Source organism: Janthinobacterium sp. J1-1, from assembly GCF_030944405.1.
Taxonomy (GTDB): Bacteria; Pseudomonadota; Gammaproteobacteria; order Burkholderiales; family Burkholderiaceae_D; genus Janthinobacterium.
In genome coordinates, this window is sequence record NZ_CP132339.1 from 6,289,145 (window position 1) to 6,310,089 (window position 20,945).

Consider the following 20,945-nt stretch of genomic DNA (forward strand, 5'->3'; position numbering starts at 1 on the left):
CCGGCTGGCGCGCTTTCCGGACAGCCTACCGCGCATTCCGGCCATCGCGCCGCGTCAGGCGCCGCGGCTGGAAAAATTCAGGCGGTACTGCGTGGCGGACACGCCCAGGCGGCGCCGGAACACCGTGCGCAGCTGGTCGGCGCTGCCCAGGCCGCAGCGCCAGGCGATGGTCTTCAGCGGTTCATCGGAAGCCTCCAGCAGCGCGCGCGCCGCGTCCAGCCTGGCGCTTTCGATAAAGTGCGCCGGCGTGACACCGAGCTCGCGCACGAAGACGCGGGCAAAATTGCGCGCGCTCATGGCCACCTGCCGGGCCAGGGTGTCCACGCTGAGATCGTCCGCCAGGTGATCAAGCACGTATTGGCGCGCCTGCGCCACCGGCGAGGCGGCGTCCGGCATCGGCGTCAGGTACGGACTGAATTGCGACTGGCCGCCCTGGCGCTGCGTGTAGACCACCAGCCGGCGCGCCACCTGCAGCGCCAGCGCGGCGCCGCCATCGATGGCCAGCAAGGACAGCGACAGGTCGATGCCGGCCATCACGCCGGCCGAGCTGACCAATGTCCCATCGTGCAGGTACAGGCTGTCCGCATCGACCCGCGCCAGCGGAAAACAGGCGGCCAGCGCGGCCGCGTCGTTCCAGTGGGTGGCCACTTTCTTACCGTCGAGCAGGCCCGCATGGCCGAGCAGGAAAGCGCCATTGCAGATCGAGCCATGGCGCCGTGCCTTGGCCGCCGCCTGCGCCAGCCAGTCGCTCAGGGCCGCGTCCCGGGGCTGCGCGGGCAGGCCCGGTCCGCCGGCCACCAGCAGCAGATCATGGGCATCCAGGGCCTGCGCATAATGACGGTGCGCGGCCAGCGGCAAGCCGTTCGAGCAGCGCATCAGGCCATCCTGCGTGCCCAATACCTCGATGCTGTACTGCCGTTCGGGTGGCAAAAAACTGTTCGCTTCGGCAAACACGTCCATCGGCCCCGTCACGTCGAGCGCCTGCACGCCGGGGAAGATCAGGATGGCGACGGTCGGCATTTACGAGCGTGCCTGCGCCGTGACCGCATCGCCGACCATTTCGGCCGTCGCCGCCGCCAGGGTCCAGCCCAGGTGGCCGTGTCCCGTGTTGTAGAACACGCCCGGCGCCAGGCCCGCGCCCACCTTCGGCAGCATGGCCGGCAGCATCGGGCGCAGTCCCGCCCACGGGATCACGCGCCGCGTGTGCACCTGCGGAAAATGCCGCTCGACCCAGCGCAGCAAAGGCGCCACGCGGTCGGCGCGGATATCGCGGTTTTCGCCATTGAATTCGGCCGTGCCGGCCACGCGCAGCCGGTCTGCCCCCAGGCGGCTGCTCACCAGTTTGGTGGCGTCGTCGAGCAGGCTGACGCTGGGCGCCCCCGCGCGGCTGGCCGCATCGTCCAGGTGCACGGTGATGGAATAGCCTTTGACGGGATACACATTCACATGGTCGCCCAGCATGGCGGCCATGGCGCGGCTGGCGGTGCCGGCGCAGATCACGGTCGCATCGAACACGCTGCTGTCGGCATCGGTGGTGACGCGCACGCGGCCGTTTTCAGGTTTCAGGGAGGTGATGGACTGGCCGTAGCGGCAGGCCACGCCACGGCGCGCGCAGGCGTCGGCGAGGCCCGAGGTGAACTTGTGGATGTCGCCGGTGGAATCGCTGTCCGTGTAGTAGCCGCCAAAGAATTCCCCGGCCAGCGCGGGTTCGATGGCGCGCATGTCGTCCGGCGTGACGGCGCGGCGAACCAGTCCTCCTTTTGCCAGCAGGCGCGACACGCCGGCCGCGCGCTCGAAACCGGCGCGCTCGCGATAGACGTGCAGGATGCCGGCGCGGCGGTGATCGAAATCGATGGCCTCGTCGGCCGCCCATGCAAACAAATGTTCGCGCGCGTCGATCGCCATGCGCGCGGTGGCGATGGTATTGCGCTCGTAGTGCGGCATGGCGGCCAAAAATTCGGCAAACCACGACAGCTTGTGCCAGCCGGGACGCGGGTGCAGCAGCAGCGGCGCGTCGCGCCTGGCCATCCATTTCAGGGCGTTCAGGATCGTGTATTTGTGGTTCCACACTTCCGCGTGCGAGGCCGACAACTGGCCGCCATTGGCGAACGAGGTTTCCATGGCCGCATAGCGGTGCCGCTCGATCAGGGTCACGTCCACGCCCCGTTTGGCCAGCGCATAGGCGGTGGTCACGCCCGTGATGCCGCCGCCGATCACGGCCACTTTCGTCATGGCCGCACCTTGCGCACCTGCGTGTCGCTCGCTTGCAGCACCCTGCCATCTTTGCTGACGACCTGCATGGTTGGCAGCGCCGCGCCGCCGTGCTTTTCCAGCAGGCTCGAATGGGCTTCGCCGGGAGCGAACAGCTGTGCTTCGCTCCACTGGCGCAAGCCCACCACCACCGGGAACAGCGCCAAGCCCCTGGGCGTGAGCACATATTCCTGGTAGGCGGTGCCGTCCGACGCGGGCGCGATGGTAAAGATGCCCTCTTCCACCAGCCCCTGCAGGCGGTCGGCCAGGATATTGCGCGCCACGCCCAGGCTCTTTTGAAATTCGCCGAAGCGGCGCATGCCGTCGAAGGCATCGCGCACGATCAGCAGCGCCCAGCGCTCGCCGACCACGTCGAGCGCGCGCGCCACCGGGCAGGGATCGGACCGCAAACTCTTGCGCTTGGCCATCAGGGGTCTCCAGGAATCAGTGGTTGCATTTTAAAACTTGCCGGCATAAACTCCAACTGGTTTTAATTTGCAACCACTCATCTGAAAGAATCACGATGCGCGATACGTCTCCTCCCGCCGCTACATTGGCACCTGCATTGGCGCCCTCCCTGGTCTGGCTGTTTGCCGCGGCGGCCGGCCTGTGCGTGGCCAATGTCTACTACGCCCAGCCGTTGCTGGCGACCTTGGCGCACGAGTTCGGCATGACGGATGCGGGCAGCGGCATGGTGATCACGGCCACGCAGACCGGCTGCGCGCTGGCGCTGCTGCTGGTGGTGCCGCTGGGCGACATGCTGAACCGGCGCAGGCTGACCCTGGTCCAGTTGGTGCTGCTGGGCGCCAGCCTGGCGGTGCTGGCCTGTGCCACCTCGACCGCCGCCCTGCTGGCCGGCATGCTGCTGGCGGGCTTGCTGGGCACGGCGATGACGCAGGGGCTGATCGCCTATGCGGCCAGCGTGGCGCCCAGGCATGAGCGGGGCCGCGTGGTCGGCACGGCCCAGGGCGGCGTGGTGATCGGCCTGCTGCTGGCGCGCACCTTGTCGGGCGTGGTGACGGACCTGGCCGGCTGGCGCGCCGTGTATCTGCTGTCCGCCGTGCTGTCGCTGGCCTTGCTGTTGCTGCTGTGGCGCATGCTGCCGCCGCCTGCTCCCGTCATGAAACGGCTGTCGTATGGCGCCCTGCTGGCGTCGATGCTGGATCTGCTGAAAACCAATCGTGTGCTGCAAGTGCGCGGCGTGCTGGCGCTGCTGCTGTTTGCGGTGTTCAATATTTTCTGGAGCGCGCTGGTATTTCCCCTGAGCGCGCAAGGCTACAGCCATGCGGCCATCGGCGCCTTCGGGCTGGTGGGCGTGGCGGGAGCGCTGGGCGCGGCGCGCGCGGGAGCACTGGCCGACCGTGGCCACGCGCAATGGACTACTGGCGCGGCGCTGTTGCTGCTGCTCGTGTCGTGGCTGCCGTTGGCGTTTGCCGGCAGCGCGTTGTGGCCTTTGATCGTCGGCATTATCGCGCTGGACCTGGCGGGCCAGGCGATTCACGTCACCAATCAGAGCCTGATCTTCAAGGACGACAGCGATGCGCACAGCCGGCTGGTGGCCTGCTACATGCTGTTTTATGCGGTGGGGAGTGGACTGGGTGCGATTGCCGCCACCAGCGTGTATGCGCTGGCGGGCTGGCATGGGGTATGCGCGCTGGGCGCGGCGGTCAGCTTGCTTGCCTTGCTGTTCTGGCGGCTGACCTTGCCGGCTGAACAAGCCTGAAACAAGACTTAATTCAGCAGCGCCGTGGTCGAACCGTGACGGTAGGTTTTCAAGGCATCGGGCTGGATCTGGATCAGCGAGCCGCTGACCTTGATCAGGTGCAGGTCGGTCAGCTGGTGCAGCACGCGCGACAGGGTGGCCGGCGCCAGGTTCAGGAACGACGCCAGCAGGCTCTTTTTCAGGTCCAGCTTGACTTCGTTCGAGCGCTGCTGGTCCGACGCCTGCAGCAGGTATTCGACCACGCGCTGGGTGGCGTTCTGCACCGAGCAGCGTTCCACATTGCGGATGAAACCCATCAGGTGGTGCGACAGGCTGTTCATCATCTGGCGCGCGATGCGCGGCGACTGGTCCAGCAGGCGCAGAAGCGCGTGTGGCGGAATGCGCAGCAACAGGCAGTGTTCGAGCGCTTCGGCGCAGAAAGGATAGGGTTCGTCGAGAAAGATCATGGCTTCGCCGAAACTCTGGCCAGGGCGGATCAGTTCCAGGACCTTGTCGGTGCCTTCCATCGAAAACACGCTCAGCTTGACCAGGCCGAAGACGACCACATAAGCGCCTTCCGCCACTTCCCCCTTGCGGAACAGGACCTTGCCTTTTTCTACTTCGACACGCACCACATCCTGGCGCAATTGTTCCAGCTGCGAAGGGGAAATATGGCGAAACAGAGCTTGGCTCGACAACAAGCCGTCGACGTTGACCTTATGCATGACACTCTCTTCATTTGATTAGCGAATAACTAAGTGTAATGGGAGGGCAGCGTCAAGACCATACGTCAAAGGGAGTAGGGGCCAACTAGCCAAAAGCGGCATGCAGATCAATTTTTCCAGGGTTGCCTGGCGGTTTTACTTGCCCAGGTTGCGTTCCACCGCATACACGGCGATCTGCACGCGGCTGCTCAGCTTGAGCTTTTTCAGGATATTTTGCACATGGATCTTGACGGTGCTTTCGGCCACGTCCAGCTGGCGCGCGATTTCCTTGTTGCTCATGCCTTGCGCCAGGCAGGCCATCGCTTCGCGTTCGCGCGGCGTAAGCTTGTCATAGTCGGCCTCGGGCGCGCTTTGCCCGCTGCGGAACTGCGACACCAGCTTGGCCGTCATGGCATCGGCGATCACCGATTCGCCGGCGGCGGCGCGCAGTATCGCCTGGCCCAGCTGCTCGGCCTCGATGTTTTTCAGCAGGTAGCCGCGCGCGCCCGCACGCAGGGCCGCGCCCAGGTCGGCCGCGTTTTCGGACACCGTCAGCATCAGCACCACCATCTCGGGCCACTCGAGCAGGATCTGCTGCAGCGCTTCCACGCCGGACAGGCCGGGCATGTTCAGGTCCATCAGCACCACGTCGGGCTGCAGCTGGCCCGCCAGCGCCACGCCATCGAGTCCGTTGGCGGCCTCGCCCACCACCTGGAATTGCGGATTGCGCTGCAACAGCAGCTTGACCCCGCTGCGCAGCAAGGTATGGTCGTCGACCAGCAGGATGGTGATGGGTGCGTTGATTGATTCGTTCACTGTAATGAGTTACCTGGTTATCTGTTAGGCGGTCTGGCGCCGTGCTTCCGGCAAGGCCAGCGAGATCGTCGTGCCTTCCCCTGGCGTGCTGTCGATGGCAAACCGGGCGCCGAGCCGCTCGGCCCGTTCCTGCATGATGCGCAGGCCGATCTGCACCTCGGTTTTCTGGTCGCGCAGGTTGGCCGCAAAGCCGTTGCCGTCGTCGCGCACCTGCAGCAAAAAATCGCGGCCGTTGTCGACCGTCACCTGCACCGCGCCCGCTTGCGCATGCTTGCGGATATTCGACAGCGCTTCCTGCACGATGAACAGCACCTGCAACTGCTGTTCCGGCGCCAGCGGCGCGCCATTGCCCGTCATGAGCAAGGCGCTGGCAATCCCGGTCTGCAGTTCGAACTTGTCGAGCACTTCGGCCAGCTTGCCTTCCAGATCGCTGCCATGCCAGCGCGTGCGGAAATTGACCAGCAATTCACGCACATCCTGGTAGCTCTGCTCGACCCCCATGCGCATCAGCGGCAGCACTTCGGCCGCTTCACCGAGCTCGCCGCGGCGCACCGAATCGTCGAGCATCTGCACTTGCAGGCTGATGAAATTGAGGCTTTGCGCGATGCTGTCGTGCAGGCCTTCGGCCAGCAGGCTGCGTTCGCGCGCGATGGCAAATTCTTTTTCGCGCGCGATCAGGCGCTGGTTGTCGATCGCGATGCCCAGGCTGTGACCCAGGGTTGCCAGCCAGCCATGCTGCTGCTCTCCCAGCACGGTGGTTTTCACAAAGTGCAGGGAAAAACTGCCGATCGGCTTCTCGCGCACCACGATGGGAAACACGGCGATCGCGCTGAAGCCTTCTTCGTGGCAGCGGAAGCGCTCCGGCGCGTCCAGATTGAGCAAATTCACCTTGCGAAAGTCGCGGATCTGGATCACGCCCTGCGCCACCGCCGCGCCGCACAGGCAGTCGTTGTTGCGCATGCAGTGCTCTTCCTCGATCATCGCGTCCGAGATGCCTTCATGGACGACGATATGCACCGTATCGTTGAGCGGATCGAGGATGCGCACGGTGCCGCCCACGGCGCTGGAAAAATCCATCACATGGCGCAGGAAGCCGCGGCACAGTTCATCGATGGCGTGCTGGCCCGCCAGCAAGGTGGAGATATCCTGCAAGGTCGCCAGCTGCCGCTCCTGCGCGGCGCTCAGGCCGGCCGGCAGCTGCGCCTGGCGGCGCTGGCGCCAGCGCGAGGCGGGCAATTGTTTGCGGGTGGGATGGCTACGCGGCACATGCATGACAGAATCGACTCTTCCAAAAAGTCCCGGCGTGGCGGCACGGCGGGACGCACAACATTACAGGCGGATCTCGGTGCCGAGCAGCTTGACGAACTGCGCCAGCCAGGCCGGATGCGCGGGCCAGGCCGGCGCCGTGACGAACTGGCCGTCCGTCACCGCATCGGTGACGGCGATGTCGGCATACTCGCCACCGGCCAGCTTGACTTCCGGCGCGCAGGCCGGATAGGCGGAAATGCGCTTGCCGCGGATCACATCGGCGGCGGCCAGCAACTGCGCGCCGTGGCAGACGGCGGCCACCGGCTTGCCGGCTTCGGCAAAATGGCGCACGCAGGCGATGACCTTGTCGTTCAGGCGCAGGTATTCGGGCGCGCGTCCGCCGGCGATCATCAGCGCGTCGTAATCGGCTGGCGACACTTCGTCGAAGCTGGCGTTGAGCGCAAACAGGTGGCCCGGCTTTTCGGTGTAGGTCTGGTCGCCCTCGAAATCGTGGATGGCCGTCTTGATGGTGTCGCCGCTTTTCTTGCCGGGACAGACGGCGTGCACGGTGTGGCCCAGCATCAGCAGGGCCTGGAAAGGCACCATCGTTTCATAATCTTCTGCAAAGTCGCCGGTCAAAAACAGAATTTTTTTCGCTGCCATTTGCTTCTCCCATGAAAAAATCGTCAATAAACCATGCACCACAAACGTGCGCCTGCCCATATCTTACTGCGATCAAGGCCGCTTGCCTGTCTTTTCCCGACATTATCAAACAATTACATTGCACTGCACAACAGGCAGTCGCCGCCCTGCCCGCGCAAAGGGCGGCAAGTTATGGCACCATCGAGCTCCCTCAATCTTTCAGTGGAAACGCCATGATTTTTGAAATTGCCCATATCCAGGTCAAGACCGGCAGCCACGCCGCCTTCGAAGCGGCCGTCACCCAGGCCGTGCCGCTGTTCCAGGGCGCGCAGGGCTGCGAGTCGATGCGCCTGGAACGCTCGATCGAGAATACGGATGCCTATCGCCTGGTGGTGGGCTGGACCACCCTGGAAGACCATACCGTGCATTTCCGCGGCAGCGAGGCGTTCCAGTCCTGGCGCGCGCTGGTCGGCGAATTCTTTGCCGCGCCACCACAGGTCGAACATATGGAAACTGTCGTGACGGGCTTTTAAAGAAACTCAAACGGCAGGATGGTGAAACACCTGCCGCAGGTAGGCTAAAAACGTTTCGTCCTTGCACAGCGTCTTGCCCGGCGAGTCCGACAATTTCGCCACCGACTGGCCATTACAGCGCACCAGCTTCATGACGATATTGAGCGGTGTCAAACCCACATCGTTGGTGAGGTTGGTGCCGATGCCGAAGCCCGTCATGATGCGGTCGGCAAAGTGCTGGTACAGCGCGATGGCTTTTTCCAGGTCCAGGCCGTCGGAAAACACCAGGCGCTTGGTATTGGCGTCGATGCGCAGGGCGGCGTAATGGGCCAGCGCTTTTTCGCCCCATTCGACCGGGTCGCCCGAATCGTGGCGCAGGCCGTCGAACAGTTTGGCGAAATACAGGTCGAAGTCGGCCAGGAAAGCGTCCATGCCGACCACGTCGGTCAGGGCGATGCCCAGGTCGCCACGGTATTCCTGGACCCAGTCCTCGAGCGCGGCCTTTTGAAAGTCGCGCAGGCGCACGCCAAACGACTGGAACGACTGCATGTATTCATGCGCCATGGTGCCGATCGGCACGATGCCCAGCTGCTTGGCCAGGTAGACGTTCGAGGTGCCCTTGAAATACTCGGGCACTTCGCGCGCCAGGCGCTGCACCACTTCGTCGTGCCAGGCGCCGGAAAAGCGGCGGCGCACGCCGAAGTCGGAAAACTCGAACGGGTGCTTGCGGCGCGGCACTTTGCCGAATTCCTTCAGCGCCGCCACCTTGGCGCTCAGGCGCGCGCGCCCTTCGGTCAGTGCGTCATCGAGATTGAAGCGGCGGAAATACAGCTCGTTGACGATGTACAGCACGAAGATTTCAAAGCCCATCACATGCACTTGCGGACCGGCCGCATGCACGACCAGCTGGTCGCCTTCGGTGCTGACGTCGATGAATTTGCGCTGGAAGCGGAACACCGTCAGGAAGTCGACAAAGTCGCTTTTCATGAAGCGCAGGGTGCGCAGGTAGGCCAGCTCGTCGTCGGCAAACGACATCGAGCACAGGTGATCGAGCTGCTCTTCGACTTCCTGTTTCAGTTCGGCCAGCGGAAAGGCCGGGGTATTCCTGCAAACGAATTCGTATTCGGTATGGGTGTTCGGATGACCATGCAGCAAGGCTTGCCACATCGTGAATTTGTACAGATCGGTTTCCAGCAAACTGCGTACTATCGGGGTCATGTAGGGTTTCTCCACTTTACTGTAGCCAGAATAGTACGCCTTTGCCGCGATTTCGGTTGCGTGCGCTTGCGCGGCCGCTCAGGCCGCCTGGTTGGCCAACAGCTCGGGCAGGATTTCCGTGGACGTCGCCAGCCGCGCGCCGCGCGCCAGCATCGCAGCAATAAACGCTTCCTGCTGCGCTTCAAAGCCGGTAACCGGGCTCATGCAGTCGGTCAGCAGCACCAGCTTCGCCAGCGCTTCCCTGCCCTGCTGCGCCTGCAGATAATCGGCGATATGTTCGGTGCTGGCTTTCACGCAATGGCTGCCGGCCTCGCCGCAAATATAAATCCGGTCGGCCGACACCAGGCTGTCGAGAAAAGGAATGTTGAGCTGGGTGGCGGGGTCCTGCGGGTCGGGCACTTCGGCCATCACGGCCGAATAATGCTCGGTCCACGGGTTGGAGCCCTTGGACAGCTTGGCCACCACTTGCAGCTGCGCCGCTTCCCACGCGTTGTAGGCGGCGCGCACGGCGCCATGGATATTCTGGCCCCAGGAACCGATCTCGCAATGCACGGGCCACACCATCAGCTGGTAGCGCCCGGCGCTTTCCAGCGCGTCGAGATAGTGCTGGGCGCGCGGCAAGGCGCCGGCCGCGGCGGGCACAAAGGCCCCCTCGCGCAGCTGCTGCGCGCTGATCTGGGTAAACGGGGCAACCGCGCCGCCATCACCCGTGCGCCAGAAGGTCGGGTGGGCGATATCGTAGTGGTGGTGGGCGTCGAGCGTGACGCTGATCTGCGTGAGGCCGGCGCCGCCGTCGCGGATCAACTGCGCCACGCGCAGCATGTCCTGGTGCGCGCCCGTGACGGGCAGGCTGGGCGCAAAGCCGCTGGGCAGCGACTCGGCGGGCAAGTCGCAAAAATCGTTTTGCGGGTCGATAATGAGCAGGTGCAGCTGGCGTTTCATGGCGATCCTCGTGCGTGGCGGGAATGTCCATCATAATGGCAACTTCGCCACCACGCCAACGCACGCCCGCCGATGAAGCTGCCAGCCCGCAATCCCCTGAACGCCAACAAGCTGCTGCACAGCAAATGGACGGCCGCCGCGCCCCTCGACAAGGAAAAGCATTTTATCGTCATCAAGGTGGTCGAGCCGGAGTCGCCTGACGCACCAGTGACGCACGTGCAGCTGCAGGCCGTGCATACGCAGCGCGTGCAGATCCTGCCGTGGCGCGCGCTGCGGGACGCCAGCGTGTGGCGCCAAGGCTGGGTGTGATCAGGCGCCGGTGACATACCTGCGCTGGCGCGACTCGACCAGCGTCTGCGCCGCGTCCGCCGCCTGCTCCTGCGCTTCCGCTTCGGTGGCAAACAGGTGATCGGCCCTGACCCGCTGCTTGCTCGTCACATTGTAGCGGTGCATGGGATTGGGCGACTGCGTGAAGATGGCGACATATGCGCCCCAGGTACCGCAGCCACGCAAGCGTTCGGCGGTGTAATCAATTTCATAACAACCAACATATTTGATCGGCACGAGGTTTGCTCCATAAAAGAAAGATGGATTAATTCCGGTCGCGCTCACGCAGGAAATTTACGGAAAATCAAGGGTATATAAAATATATCACTTTTGCGGCGCAGCAAAGGGGTTGCACGGCACGAATGTGCATTTACTTGATCTCATGACGTGAAATGCAAAACAGCCGCCAGAACAGGCGGCACAAAAGAAAAACGGCGCCGTGATCACGGCGCCGCAAGGGGGAGACAAGGGAAATGCGGAATCAGGCGGCCAGCGCTTCGATCGTGCCGCGGCCTTTGGCCAGGGTGGCGGCCACCGCTTCTTCGCCCAGCGCCACGCCTTCGGCTTGCACGAAGGTGATGTCGGTAATGCCGATAAAGCCCAGCGCCGTGCGCAAATAGGTGCTCAGGTAGTCATACGCGGCGCCCGCGCCTTCGCTGTACACGCCGCCGCTGGCAGTGAAGATATAGGCTTTCTTGCCGGTGGCCAGGCCGACCGGGCCGGTGGCCGTGTACTGGAAGGTGCGGCCAGCGCGCGCCACGTGGTCGATCCACGCCTTGACGGTCGATGGCACGGAAAAATTGTACATCGGCGCGGCCAGCACCAGGATATCGGCGGCCAGCAGCTCGTCGACCAGGGTGTCGGAGATTTGCACGGTGGCCGCCGCTTGCGCGCTGCGCTGCTCGGCCGGCGTGAAGAAGGCGCCCATCATCTCTTCGGTCAGGTGCGGCACCGGCTGCGCAGCCAGGTCGCGCGTGACGATGGTGTTGCCTTGCGCGGCCAGCTTGGCGACCAGTTCGCCCGACAACTGGCGCGACAAGGAACCGTTGTTGCGCACACTGCTATTGATGTGGAGTACGTTTGCCATGATGAATTCCTTTAAAACGGTGACGGGATGCGCTGCTGCGCTTGCACTTATCTTAGTCCGCATCTACTATCGATGAAACCGTGTAAATTTCTATTCTTATTATCGATTTTATGGATGTGGATCAGTCATGAGAGAGCCGGGCCAACCATCGCTGGACCAGTTGCGGGTATTTGTCGCCGTGATCGACGCGGGCGGCTTCGCCCATGCGGCGCGCCAGCTGCACCGCACGCAATCGGTGATCAGCTACACCATCGCCAACCTGGAAGAGCAGCTCAATGTGGTATTGCTCGACCGCAGCAAGCGCAAACCGACCCTGACCGACGCCGGCAAGGCCCTGCTGGCCGATGCGCGCACGGTGGCGCTGAAGGTGGACGCCATGCGTGCGCGCGCCAAGGCGCTGGCCGGCGGGCTGGAAGCGGAAGTGTCGGTGGTGGTCGATGTGATGTTTCCCACCTGCGTGCTGGTGCGCATGCTGGAAGCATTCCAGGCGCAGTTTCCCACCGTCGCCCTGCGCCTGCGCATCGAGGGCATGGGCATGGTCACGCAGCTGGTGATGGACGGCAGCTGCCACCTGGGCGTGGGCGGCTGGATGTCGTCCAGCGCCGACGCCTTCGAGCGTCTGGCGGTGGGCTATGTGCGCCTGATCCCGGTGGCCGCGCCGGCGCATGCGCTGGCGCAGATGGCGGGACCGATCCTGCCGGCGGTGGCGCGCGAACACGTGCAGCTGGTGCTCAGCGACCATAGCAGCCTGACCGCGGGCCAGGATTTCGGCGTGCTGGGCCTGCGCAACTGGCGCCTGGGCGACCTCGGCTCCAAGCACGCTCTGCTGCGCGCGGGCCTGGGCTGGGGCAATATGCCCGAATCCATGGTGCGCGAGGACCTGGCCGCCGGCCGCCTGGTGCCGCTGCATTTGTCGGTCGACAGCGGCGAGGATTATCCGATCTACCTGATACAGCGCGCCGACACGCCGCCGGGACAGGCGGGCAAGTGGCTGATGGAGCGGTTTGCGGAGCAGTTGCCGCTGTTGCTGGAACGGGGGTTTTAAGACGGCGCAGCCAGCGGTATGATGCGGCACTCACCTCAACAAGGAATCACCATGGCCGGCATCGACGATTTCGTTAACAAGCAAAAACCAGGCGCGCGCTTTGTCATCACGGCGCCGATGCTGCGCATGACGCCGCAGCAGTTCGACAGCGTGGCGCAGGAATGGATGGAAGACGGCGGACCCGGCTTCGATATCGCCGGCATTCCGCACCGGGTGGTGATCGACGGCCAGTTTTATATCGCCCGCATCACCGTGCAGCGGCACGCCGAAGACGCGTAGCTACTCGACGCCCAGCACATGCAGGCGACGCCGCAGGCGCGCCACTTCTTCCGACAAATCGACCACCAGCGCCGCCAGTTCGGCGTTGGCGTCGAACACCGATTCGATTTCGCGCAGATGGCGCGCGCGCGCCAGGTCGATGCTGGTAAAACGCCAGCCGGTGGCCTGCACGGGCGGCGGGCCGCCATGCAGCAGCACCCCCGTCTGCACGCGCTGCACCACCCAGTCGGGTTCGACGGCGCAGGCGCGCGCCAGTTCTTCCAGGCTCAGGGCCGAGTCTTCCAGCAGTACGCCGATCACATTATTTGTCATGATTATGCTCCCAGCTTCTGGCGCGGATTGAAGGCCATCTCGCGCGCCATGGTTTCATACAGTGCGCGCGCCTTGTCGTCATGCGCGGGCGGCAGCACCACTTCCAGCAGCAGATACAAATCGCCGGCCTGGGCGGCGGGAATGCCGCGTCCTTTCAGGCGCAGCTTGCGCCCCGTCTGCGAATCGGGCGGCACCGTCACAGACACCGTGCCCGATGGCGTCGGCACGTCGATCGAACCGCCGAGCGCCGCTTCCCATGGCGCCACCGGCACGGTTTCAAATACGTCGCGCCCTTCCACGCGGTAGCGCGCATCCTGCTCGAAACGGATTTCCAGGTACAGGTCGCCGGCCGGCGCGCCGCCGCTGCCGGGATTACCCTGGCCTTTCATGCGCAGCTGCTGGCCTTCCGTCACGCCTTTCGGTATCGTCACTTCCAGGGTGCGCTCGCGCGTGACGACACGGCCCTGCGCATCGGCTTCGGGCACGCGCATGACGATGGTGCGCGTGGCGCCATGGTAGCTATCGCGCAGCGCGATGGTGATCGCCGCATGGCTGTCGTCGCCCTGCATCTGGAAGTTGCTGTTGGCGCGGCGCCGTCCGCCCACATGGGCGAACAGGTCGGCAAAGAAATCGTTGTCGTCGGTGCTCGAGGATTCGAAGCCGGCGCCCCAGTCGGGCGGCGGACGGAAACCGCCACCAGGCCCGCCCTGGGCGCTTTGCTGGCGGCCAAGGTCGTCATAGGCGGCGCGCTTTTCCGCGTCACCGAGCACGCCATAGGCTTCGTTCAGGGCCTTGGTGCGCTGGTCGGCATCGGCTTCCTTGCTGACGTCGGGATGGTATTTGCGCACCAGCTTGCGGTACGCCTTCTTGATGTCGGCCTCGCTGGCCGATTTCTCGACCCCGAGTTCCTTGTAGTAGTCCTTGTAATCCACCGTGCATGCTCCCCATGGTTGAACCGCTTGCTGGAAAGATTACACGAATTGAAGCGGGCATGCAGTGCGTTTGCATGCCCGCTTCAGCGGCAAGTCAAGGATTGTTAACGAGCGCGGCGAATCGAGGAAATCTTGCGGTCCAGGCCACCGTCGATGCGGTTGTAGCTGCCCGGCCCCATCACCACGCAGCGGCCGCGGAAGTTGGCATCGGCGCAGAATTCCCAGCGGCCGTAGTTGACGACGATGGACTGGGCGCGGTCATTGAAGCGGTAGCGGTTCAGGTCATTGACTTCGTTATCGAGGCGCACCGGCTGGCCACGCATGCCGGCGTCGGGGAACAGCAGCACGGCGCCATTGTTGTCCGGACGGCCAGGACGGTTGCCGCCATGGCCACCATCGTGGCCACCGCCGCCGCGGCGCACTTCGCGCACCGACGAGATGGAATCGTTCATGCCCGGCAGGCTGGCGTAGCGGCCCGGCTGCAGCACGCGGCAGCTGTTGCGGAAATTGGAGTCCTTGCACACCTCCCAGCTGCCCGAGCGCACGACGATGCTCGAGGCCTTGTCGTTGAAGTCCAGGCGCAACAGGTCATTGACATCGTTGCGCACATTGACCGAGCGGCCGCGGAAATGATCATCCTGGAACAGGGTCATTTCGCCTGCCTGCACGGCGGCGTGGGCCAATACGGTGGTGGCGCACAGCAGCGCGTACTGGATCGTTTTCATTTTTATCGTATGTGACATGGTCGACTCCCTTGATTGCATGAGCACCAGTGTAGTCTGGCACAGCGGCGGCGAGTGTAACAAATGGCAAGCAAATGTCAGCGCACGGCTGGCACAAGAAAAAGCCGCCTGGCAGGCGGCTTCACGTGCAAGCGTCGCGCCTGCGATCAGCGCACGCGGCGCAGCGACGAAATCTTGTTATCGAGCGCGTTCAGGCGCGCGTATTGTCCCGGCCCGATCACTTCGCAGCGGCCGCGAAAATTCGAATCGCTGCACACTTCCCACTGTCCTTCGTTGACGACGATGGAGCCGGCGCGGTCGTTGAAGTTTTGGCGTACCAGGTCTTCGGTATTGCGGTCCAGCGCCAAAGGTTCGCCGCGCATGTCCGCATCGGGGAACAGCAGGATGGCGCCGCGCTGCTGGTACTGCTGCTGCGGATATTGCTGGTACTGGTTCTGCGGATATTGCTGATACTGGTTCTGCTGGTACTGCTGCTGTTCATACTGCTGCTGGCGCCGCGCTTCGCGCTCGTCGACCATGCGCGCCGACGACACTTTTCCGTCGAGGCCGCGTCCCAGATCGTCATGGCGGCCCGGCCCGAAGATGCGGCAGGTGCCCTGGTAGTTGGCGTCGCTGCACAGCTGCCAGTAACCGTTGCCGATCACGATGCTGGTGGTACGGTCGTTGAAGCCGATGGTGACGAAGTTATCATTGTCGCGGTCCAGGCGTGCCGAACCGCCGTTCTGGCCGGCGCCGGAATACACTTCCAGCGACGCGCGCCGGCCGTCATTGCCATGACCCCAGTCGCGGTCCGGGCGGTGGCCGTCGCCACGGCCGTCGTAGCGTCCAACTTCGCGCACCGAGGAAATGGCGTCGTTCATGCCCGGCATCGAACGGTATTCGCCCGGCGTCAAGGTCTTGCAGTTACCGCGAAAGCCGGAGTCGGTACACACGTCCCACGTACCCGAACGCACCATGATGCTCGACACCTTGTCATTGAAGCCCATGCGCGACAGATCGTCGGTGGTCTCGCGCACGGTCACGGCGCGGCCACGGAAGTTATCGTCTTCGAACAGAGTCAGTTCGCCGGCATGCGCGCCGAGGTGGGTCAACAAGGCGGCTGCACACAGCAGGGCGTGGGTAAGCGGGCGGTTCATGGGGGTGTCTCCAGTGGTTGTCAATGCGACTATTCACCAGTGTAGCCGCCCGGCGAAAAAACGGTGTAACAAAGTATGAGAAAAACACAATAAATTGTTACCAAAGGAAATAGACATCGAGACAAGCCGCCCGGACAATCCCCCGAATTATCAGTAGAATCGCAGCTTCGACCCAGCCAGCATCCGCTTTTACCCATGCCCCACACTACATCGTTTACCGTCCCCGCCATCCGCCAGGAAGTTTCCTCCCTCTGGAGGCTGGCCTGGCCCATCCTGATCGGCCAACTGGCCACGGTCGGCATGGGCGCGGCCGACGTGGCGATGACGGGCCATACCACGCCCGATGAACTGGCGGCGGTGTCGCTGGGCGCGGCCATCTGGTCGATCGTGCTGGTCACCGTCAGCGGCATCATGATGGCGATCAATACGCTGGTGGCGCATGAAATCGGCGCCGCGCGCCACGACAGGGTGCCGCATATCGTGCGCCAGTCGCTGTGGAAGGCGCTGGCGGTCGGCCTGGTGGCCTGCCTCTTGACGAATATGGCGGCGCTGGTGTTCGACCACCTGATGCTCGAACCGCATGTGGCCGCGAAGGCCAAGCTGTTCGTGCACATCATCAGCTGCGCGCTGCCGGCGTTTGCCGCCTACCGCGCCCTGTACGGCTACAGCACCAGCATCAACCAGACCAAGCCGGTGATGGTGATCGCGCTGGCCGCGCTGGCGCTCAATATCTTCGTCAACTACCTGCTGATCTACGGCCACTGGGGCATGCCCAAGCTGGGCGGCATCGGCTGCGCGGTGGCCACCACCTGCTGCGTGTGGATGATGCTGCTGGCGATGCTGGCCTGGATCAAGTATGCGCCGGCCTACCGCGCCACTTATCCGTTCACGCACTGGGAGTGGCCGCAAGCGTCGGCCATCGGCCCCATGCTGCGCCTGGGCCTGCCGATCGGCGTGACCTATTTCGCCGAGGTCAGCGCCTTTGGCGTGATCAGCCTCTTGGTGGCGCGCTTTGGCGTGGTGCAGGTATCGGCGCACCAGATCGCCCTCAATTTCTCGTCCGTCGTGTTCATGGTGCCGCTCACCTTCGGCATCGCGCTGGTCACGCGCGTCGGCCATGCGGTGGGCGAAGCCAATTTGCGGCGCGCGCGCTTCATTTCCTGGGTCGGCGTGGCGATGTCGCTGACGGCGGCCATCGTCTCGGCCGCCGGCATCACCATCTTCCGCCACCAGATCGCGCAAGCCTATACGTCGGACCCGCAGGTGCAGGCGCTGTGTGCGCAGTTGCTGTTGTTTGCCGCCCTGTTCCAGCTGTCCGACGCGACCCAGGTCGCCACCTCGTGCGCGATCCGCGGCTACAAGGTGACGCGCCAGCCGATGCTGATCCAGCTGCTGGCGTTCTGGGGCTTTTCGCTGCCCATCGGTTATGTGCTGGGCCTGGCGCCGCAGGGCTTCATCTGGTCACCAGACGCGCCGATGGCGGCCGCCGGTTTCTGGATCGGCCTGGTGACGGGCCTGACGGTGGCGGCCGTGCTGCTGACCTGGTATCTGAACCGGCTGTCGCTGGAAAGGCTGCGCGCAGCCATATAAAACACGGAGTTTTCCCGGGATATGCCGAAGGAAAGCCGGCAATCCGTGGCGTATTCCGTGGCCTGCCCTATCGCATTGCTTGTCACGCTCTGGTATTGTTTGCCGTCAAGAATTCACTTGACCTCTTTCACATCACCGAGACATCCATGCGTTTTATTCTCTGTTTTCTGGCCGCCATGGCCAGCGTTCCCGCATCGGCCGAAAAGCTGACGCTCGAACGCATCCACGCCGATCCGGCGCTGGCCGGCCCCGGCGTGCGCAACCTGAAGGTATCGCCCGACGGCGAGCGCGTCACGTTCCTGCGCGGTCGCGCCGACAACCAGTTCCAGCTCGACCTGTGGGAATTCAAGCTGAAAGACAAGAGCACGCACCGCCTGGTCGATTCCAAGGCGCTGGTGCCGAATGAAACCATTTCGCCGGCCGAACAGGCGCGCCGCGAACGCGAACGCACGGCCAGCCTGGCCGGCATCCTCAGTTACAGCTGGTCGCCGGACGGCAAACAGCTGCTGGTGCCGCTGGCCGGCAATCTGTACCTGGTCGACGCGGCCCATCCGGACAAGGCGCGCCTGGTCGCCAAGGGCAATGTGCTCGACCCGAAAATTTCGCCGAAAGGCCGTTATTTATCTTTCGTGCGCGAGCAGAACCTGTATGTGATCGACCTGAAGACGGGCCAGGAACGCCAGCTGACCAGCGACGGCAAGGACACCATCCATAACGGCGAAGCCGAATTCGTGGCGCAGGAAGAAATGAAACAGCGCACCGGCTACTACTGGGCGCCCGACGACAGCGCGATCGCCTACAAGCGCTACGATGAAGCGCCGGTGCCGGTGGTGCGCCGCTTCGAGATCTTCGCCGACCGCACCGACGTGGTCGAGCAGCGCTACCCGGCCGCCGGCGACGCCAACGTGCTGGTGCAGCTGAAGATCGTCTCGCCGGAAACCGGCGTGCAGCGCCAGGTCGACCTGGGCGCCAACCCGGATATCTACCTGGTGCGCGCCGACTGGAGCACGGACAGTAAAGCCTTGCTGTACCAGCGCCAGTCGCGCGACCAGAAAACCCTGGAACTGATTGCCGTCGATGCCGCCACCCTGGCGCAGCGCACGGTGCTGACCGAAACATCGAAAACCTGGGTCAGCATCCACGACGACCTGCGCTTCCTGGCCGACGGCAAATCGTTTTTATGGTCGTCCGAACGCACGGGCCGCAATCATCTGTACCTGTACGACATGAGCGGCAAGCTGCTGCATCCGGTCACGTCCGGCGAGTGGGGCATCGACAGCCTGCTGGCCGTGAATGAAAAAACCGGCAAGGTATATGTATCGTCGAACCGCGACGCCGTGATCGACAAGCAGACCTACGCGCTGGCGCTCGATGGCAGCACCGCCGACAAGCCGCAGCGCGTGACAAAAGCCGACGGCTGGCACGACACCACGTTCGCCCGCAATGGCGCCGTGTTTGTCGACACGTATTCCGACCCGGCCACGCCGCCGCAGGTCAGCATCCGCCGTCCCGATGGCGCGATGGTGGGCTGGCTGGAAGAAAACGCCCTGAACGCCAGCCACCCGTATGGCAAGTTCAAGGCCGATCATTTGCCGACCGAATACGGCACGATCAAGTCTGACGACGGCCAGACGCTTTATTACTCGCTGGTCAAGCCGTCGAACTTCGATGCGTCGAAACGCTATCCGGTCTTCCTGTCGACCTACGGCGGCCCGCACTCGCAGCACGTGGCTCGCCGCTGGGGCAACAACTTCGACCAGTACATGGCGCAGCAGGGCTTTGTCGTGTTCCGCCTCGATAACCGGGGTTCGTCGCGCCGCGAGCGCGCGTTTACCGACGCGATCTACCATAACCTGGGCAAGGCCGAAGTGGCCGACCAGCTGGCCGGCATCGCCTGGCTAGGCCAGCAAAGCTTTGTCGACGCCAGGCGCATCGGCGTGTTCGGCTGGAGCTATGGCGGTTTCATGAGCTTGCGCCTGCTGTCGGCCGCATCCGACAAGATCGCCGCCGGCGTGTCGGTGGCGCCCGTGACCGACTGGTCGCTGTACGACACCCACTACACGGAGCAATTCCTTGGCATGCCGAAGGAAAACGTGGAAGGCTACCAGGACAGCACCGTGTTTGCGCATATCGACGGCCTGAAGTCGCCGCTGCTGCTGGTGCATGGCATGGCCGACGATAACGTCCTGTTCTCGAACAGCACCCGCCTGATCGACGCACTGGTCAACCGTGGCGTGCAGTTCGACCTGATGACCTATCCGGGCGCCAAGCACGGCATCTCGTCGCGCGCCGGCCAGCGCCATGTGTACGCAAAAATCGCCGCCTTCTTCAAGAAGAACCTGAAAGTGGACGACGCGAAATAATATTTCGCCGCACAATTGAAAACCGCCGCCTGTCTTGCGACAGGCGGCGGTTTTTTTATGCTGGATCGCCGCGCTGGGCGGCGAATAGCAAAACCTTACGGTTTGCGAGTAACAGTTTCAACGGCGTCTTTGACGTCGCCAACTTTCTTCTGCACTTGGCCTTCGACCTGGTTTGCCAGGCCCTTGGCTTGCTGTTCTTCGCTGCCGACGACTTTGCCAGCTGTTTCCTGGATTTTACCGCCAACTTCTTTCAGTTTACCTTCGACTTGATCTTTGTTCATGATAGCTCCTCGATGTAGTTGATTAGCCAGCCCAGGGGCCGGTACTGCGGCTCACACGCTGCTGTTTGGCTTGCTGCGTGTCGATGAGTTCATACTACGCCTGGAGCGGCAAAAACTATGTACGGTTCCTAACACATGGGAAAATATTGCTATCTTTCACCATCCTTGCGCCAGACAGTGGCCAGCCACGGCTGCTGCTCGCGCGGCAGACCGGGCGGGCGGTAGTAGTGGTCGAGCAAGGTAAAACCGGCCGCCTGTACGTGCGCGGTCCAGGTGTCGAGGTCGTAATAACTGCCATAGCGGGCGCCGCTCCAGCCTTCCTGGTTCTGGCCGCGCGGATTCGAGCTGAACAGCACCCCTCCCTCTTTCAGGCAGCCATGCAGGGCGCGCAGCACGCCGGCCAAGGCGCTGCTGGGCACATGGAACAGCACGGCATTGGCAAATACGCCGTCAAACGCGCTGGCGGGCAAATCGAGATCGAGAAAATCCTGCTGCCAGACGGTGCAGCCGCTCCAGGCGCGCGCCATCTCGACAAAGCGGGCCGAACCGTCGACACCGGTGGCATGGTGGCCCAGCTCCGTGAAAGCCTTCAGGTCGCGCCCCGGCCCGCAGCCCAGGTCGAGGATCTCGAGCGGTGCGGCACCACCGATGGCGGACAGCAGCGCGGCCATGTTCTGGCGCACGTCGTGCTCGCGCGTGCCTTCGAAAAACTGTTCGGCGCTGGCGTCGTAATGATCCAGGGTGCGGCGGGTAATGGCATGCAGGGGGTCTTGCGGGGTGTCGGTCATGGTGGCGCTTCCGTAAAAGATGCCGCCA

Annotated in this window: 24 protein-coding genes; 7 read left to right on the forward strand and 17 right to left on the reverse strand. The window is 63.7% G+C overall.

Annotated elements, in window-relative coordinates:
* Window positions 1–54: 54 nt before the first annotated feature.
* From Q8L25_RS28690 to Q8L25_RS28700, 3 genes are read right to left on the reverse strand one after another with little or no spacing between them, the layout of a single operon-like run.
* Entirely contained in the window at window positions 55–1,020 is a 966-nt protein-coding gene (locus tag Q8L25_RS28690; protein WP_308922621.1) for a helix-turn-helix domain-containing protein, read from the reverse strand.
* Window positions 1,021–2,232: a D-amino acid dehydrogenase gene (locus Q8L25_RS28695; RefSeq protein ID WP_308922622.1), complete on the reverse strand. Its 1,212-nt coding sequence runs from the start codon at window positions 2,230–2,232 to the stop codon at window positions 1,021–1,023.
* A complete protein-coding gene (locus Q8L25_RS28700; protein ID WP_308922623.1) occupies window positions 2,229–2,678 on the reverse strand; it encodes a helix-turn-helix domain-containing protein in 450 nt (149 codons plus the stop codon). Before Q8L25_RS28700 ends, Q8L25_RS28695 begins: the two co-directional genes overlap by 4 nt.
* 95 nt (window positions 2,679–2,773) lie before the next feature.
* Here Q8L25_RS28700 and Q8L25_RS28705 point away from each other — a divergent pair, with 95 nt between their 5' ends.
* Window positions 2,774–3,973, forward strand: coding sequence for an MFS transporter (locus tag Q8L25_RS28705; protein ID WP_308922624.1), 1,200 nt, complete (start codon window positions 2,774–2,776; stop codon window positions 3,971–3,973).
* Between the two features lie 8 nt (window positions 3,974–3,981).
* On the opposite strand, the gene Q8L25_RS28710 is transcribed toward Q8L25_RS28705, so the two are convergent.
* The 4 genes from Q8L25_RS28710 to Q8L25_RS28725 all read right to left on the reverse strand — a co-directional run bounded on the left by Q8L25_RS28710 (window position 3,982) and on the right by Q8L25_RS28725 (window position 7,383).
* Complete coding sequence (locus Q8L25_RS28710) at window positions 3,982–4,677, reverse strand: Crp/Fnr family transcriptional regulator (RefSeq protein ID WP_308922625.1); 696 nt, start codon at window positions 4,675–4,677, stop codon at window positions 3,982–3,984.
* 135 nt (window positions 4,678–4,812) lie between these two features.
* Window positions 4,813–5,472, reverse strand: coding sequence for a response regulator (locus Q8L25_RS28715; RefSeq protein WP_308922626.1), 660 nt, complete (start codon window positions 5,470–5,472; stop codon window positions 4,813–4,815).
* A gap of 24 nt (window positions 5,473–5,496) precedes the next feature.
* The gene (locus tag Q8L25_RS28720) at window positions 5,497–6,744 is read right to left on the reverse strand and encodes an ATP-binding protein (RefSeq protein ID WP_308922627.1); all 1,248 of its coding nucleotides are present in this window, start codon (window positions 6,742–6,744) and stop codon (window positions 5,497–5,499) included.
* Window positions 6,745–6,801: 57 nt separating this feature from the next.
* On the reverse strand, window positions 6,802–7,383 hold the full coding sequence (locus Q8L25_RS28725) for a DJ-1/PfpI family protein (protein WP_308922628.1): 582 nt from the start codon (window positions 7,381–7,383) through the stop codon (window positions 6,802–6,804).
* A gap of 212 nt (window positions 7,384–7,595) precedes the next feature.
* On the opposite strand from Q8L25_RS28725, the gene Q8L25_RS28730 reads away from it, so the two are divergent.
* Complete coding sequence (locus Q8L25_RS28730; RefSeq protein ID WP_308922629.1) at window positions 7,596–7,895, forward strand: antibiotic biosynthesis monooxygenase family protein; 300 nt, start codon at window positions 7,596–7,598, stop codon at window positions 7,893–7,895.
* Between the two features lie 6 nt (window positions 7,896–7,901).
* Here Q8L25_RS28730 and pncB read toward each other — a convergent pair whose 3' ends face one another.
* Window positions 7,902–9,092 carry a nicotinate phosphoribosyltransferase gene (gene pncB, locus Q8L25_RS28735; RefSeq protein ID WP_308922630.1) on the reverse strand — a complete coding sequence of 397 codons (1,191 nt, stop codon included), beginning with the start codon at window positions 9,090–9,092 and terminating at the stop codon, window positions 7,902–7,904.
* A gap of 78 nt (window positions 9,093–9,170) precedes the next feature.
* Window positions 9,171–10,034, reverse strand: coding sequence for a cysteine hydrolase (locus Q8L25_RS28740; RefSeq protein WP_308922631.1), 864 nt, complete (start codon window positions 10,032–10,034; stop codon window positions 9,171–9,173).
* Window positions 10,035–10,106: 72 nt separating this feature from the next.
* Here Q8L25_RS28740 and Q8L25_RS28745 point away from each other — a divergent pair, with 72 nt between their 5' ends.
* Window positions 10,107–10,343, forward strand: coding sequence for a TIGR02450 family Trp-rich protein (locus tag Q8L25_RS28745; RefSeq protein ID WP_308922632.1), 237 nt, complete (start codon window positions 10,107–10,109; stop codon window positions 10,341–10,343).
* Here the strand turns inward: Q8L25_RS28745 and Q8L25_RS28750 are convergent, their stop codons facing one another.
* Window positions 10,344–10,598, reverse strand: coding sequence for a hypothetical protein (locus Q8L25_RS28750; protein ID WP_308922633.1), 255 nt, complete (start codon window positions 10,596–10,598; stop codon window positions 10,344–10,346).
* A 244-nt stretch (window positions 10,599–10,842) separates the two neighbouring features.
* Window positions 10,843–11,448, reverse strand: coding sequence for an FMN-dependent NADH-azoreductase (locus tag Q8L25_RS28755; RefSeq protein ID WP_308922634.1), 606 nt, complete (start codon window positions 11,446–11,448; stop codon window positions 10,843–10,845).
* A gap of 127 nt (window positions 11,449–11,575) precedes the next feature.
* On the opposite strand from Q8L25_RS28755, the gene Q8L25_RS28760 reads away from it, so the two are divergent.
* Window positions 11,576–12,493 carry a LysR family transcriptional regulator gene (locus Q8L25_RS28760; protein ID WP_308922635.1) on the forward strand — a complete coding sequence of 306 codons (918 nt, stop codon included), beginning with the start codon at window positions 11,576–11,578 and terminating at the stop codon, window positions 12,491–12,493.
* Window positions 12,494–12,544: 51 nt separating this feature from the next.
* Window positions 12,545–12,772: a hypothetical protein gene (locus tag Q8L25_RS28765; protein WP_308922636.1), complete on the forward strand. Its 228-nt coding sequence runs from the start codon at window positions 12,545–12,547 to the stop codon at window positions 12,770–12,772.
* Here Q8L25_RS28765 and Q8L25_RS28770 read toward each other — a convergent pair whose 3' ends face one another.
* From Q8L25_RS28770 to Q8L25_RS28785, 4 genes are all read right to left on the reverse strand, one after another.
* Window positions 12,773–13,084, reverse strand: coding sequence for a MerR family transcriptional regulator (locus Q8L25_RS28770; protein ID WP_308922637.1), 312 nt, complete (start codon window positions 13,082–13,084; stop codon window positions 12,773–12,775).
* 2 nt (window positions 13,085–13,086) lie between these two features.
* Window positions 13,087–14,016 carry a DnaJ C-terminal domain-containing protein gene (locus Q8L25_RS28775; protein WP_308922638.1) on the reverse strand — a complete coding sequence of 310 codons (930 nt, stop codon included), beginning with the start codon at window positions 14,014–14,016 and terminating at the stop codon, window positions 13,087–13,089.
* A 104-nt stretch (window positions 14,017–14,120) separates the two neighbouring features.
* On the reverse strand, window positions 14,121–14,759 hold the full coding sequence (locus Q8L25_RS28780) for a beta/gamma crystallin-related protein (protein WP_308922639.1): 639 nt from the start codon (window positions 14,757–14,759) through the stop codon (window positions 14,121–14,123).
* 146 nt (window positions 14,760–14,905) lie between these two features.
* Entirely contained in the window at window positions 14,906–15,895 is a 990-nt protein-coding gene (locus tag Q8L25_RS28785; RefSeq protein WP_308922640.1) for a beta/gamma crystallin-related protein, read from the reverse strand.
* A 195-nt stretch (window positions 15,896–16,090) separates the two neighbouring features.
* Between Q8L25_RS28785 and Q8L25_RS28790 the strand changes: the two genes are divergently transcribed.
* A complete protein-coding gene (locus Q8L25_RS28790; protein ID WP_308922641.1) occupies window positions 16,091–17,485 on the forward strand; it encodes an MATE family efflux transporter in 1,395 nt (464 codons plus the stop codon).
* Between the two features lie 146 nt (window positions 17,486–17,631).
* Window positions 17,632–19,848, forward strand: a complete 2,217-nt coding sequence (locus tag Q8L25_RS28795) for a S9 family peptidase (RefSeq protein WP_308922642.1) — start codon at window positions 17,632–17,634, stop codon at window positions 19,846–19,848.
* A gap of 95 nt (window positions 19,849–19,943) precedes the next feature.
* Here the strand turns inward: Q8L25_RS28795 and Q8L25_RS28800 are convergent, their stop codons facing one another.
* Both Q8L25_RS28800 and Q8L25_RS28805 read right to left on the reverse strand, forming a co-directional pair.
* Complete coding sequence (locus Q8L25_RS28800) at window positions 19,944–20,129, reverse strand: CsbD family protein (protein WP_308922643.1); 186 nt, start codon at window positions 20,127–20,129, stop codon at window positions 19,944–19,946.
* A gap of 149 nt (window positions 20,130–20,278) precedes the next feature.
* A complete protein-coding gene (locus Q8L25_RS28805; RefSeq protein ID WP_308922644.1) occupies window positions 20,279–20,917 on the reverse strand; it encodes a class I SAM-dependent methyltransferase in 639 nt (212 codons plus the stop codon).
* Between the last annotated feature and the right edge of the window lie 28 nt (window positions 20,918–20,945).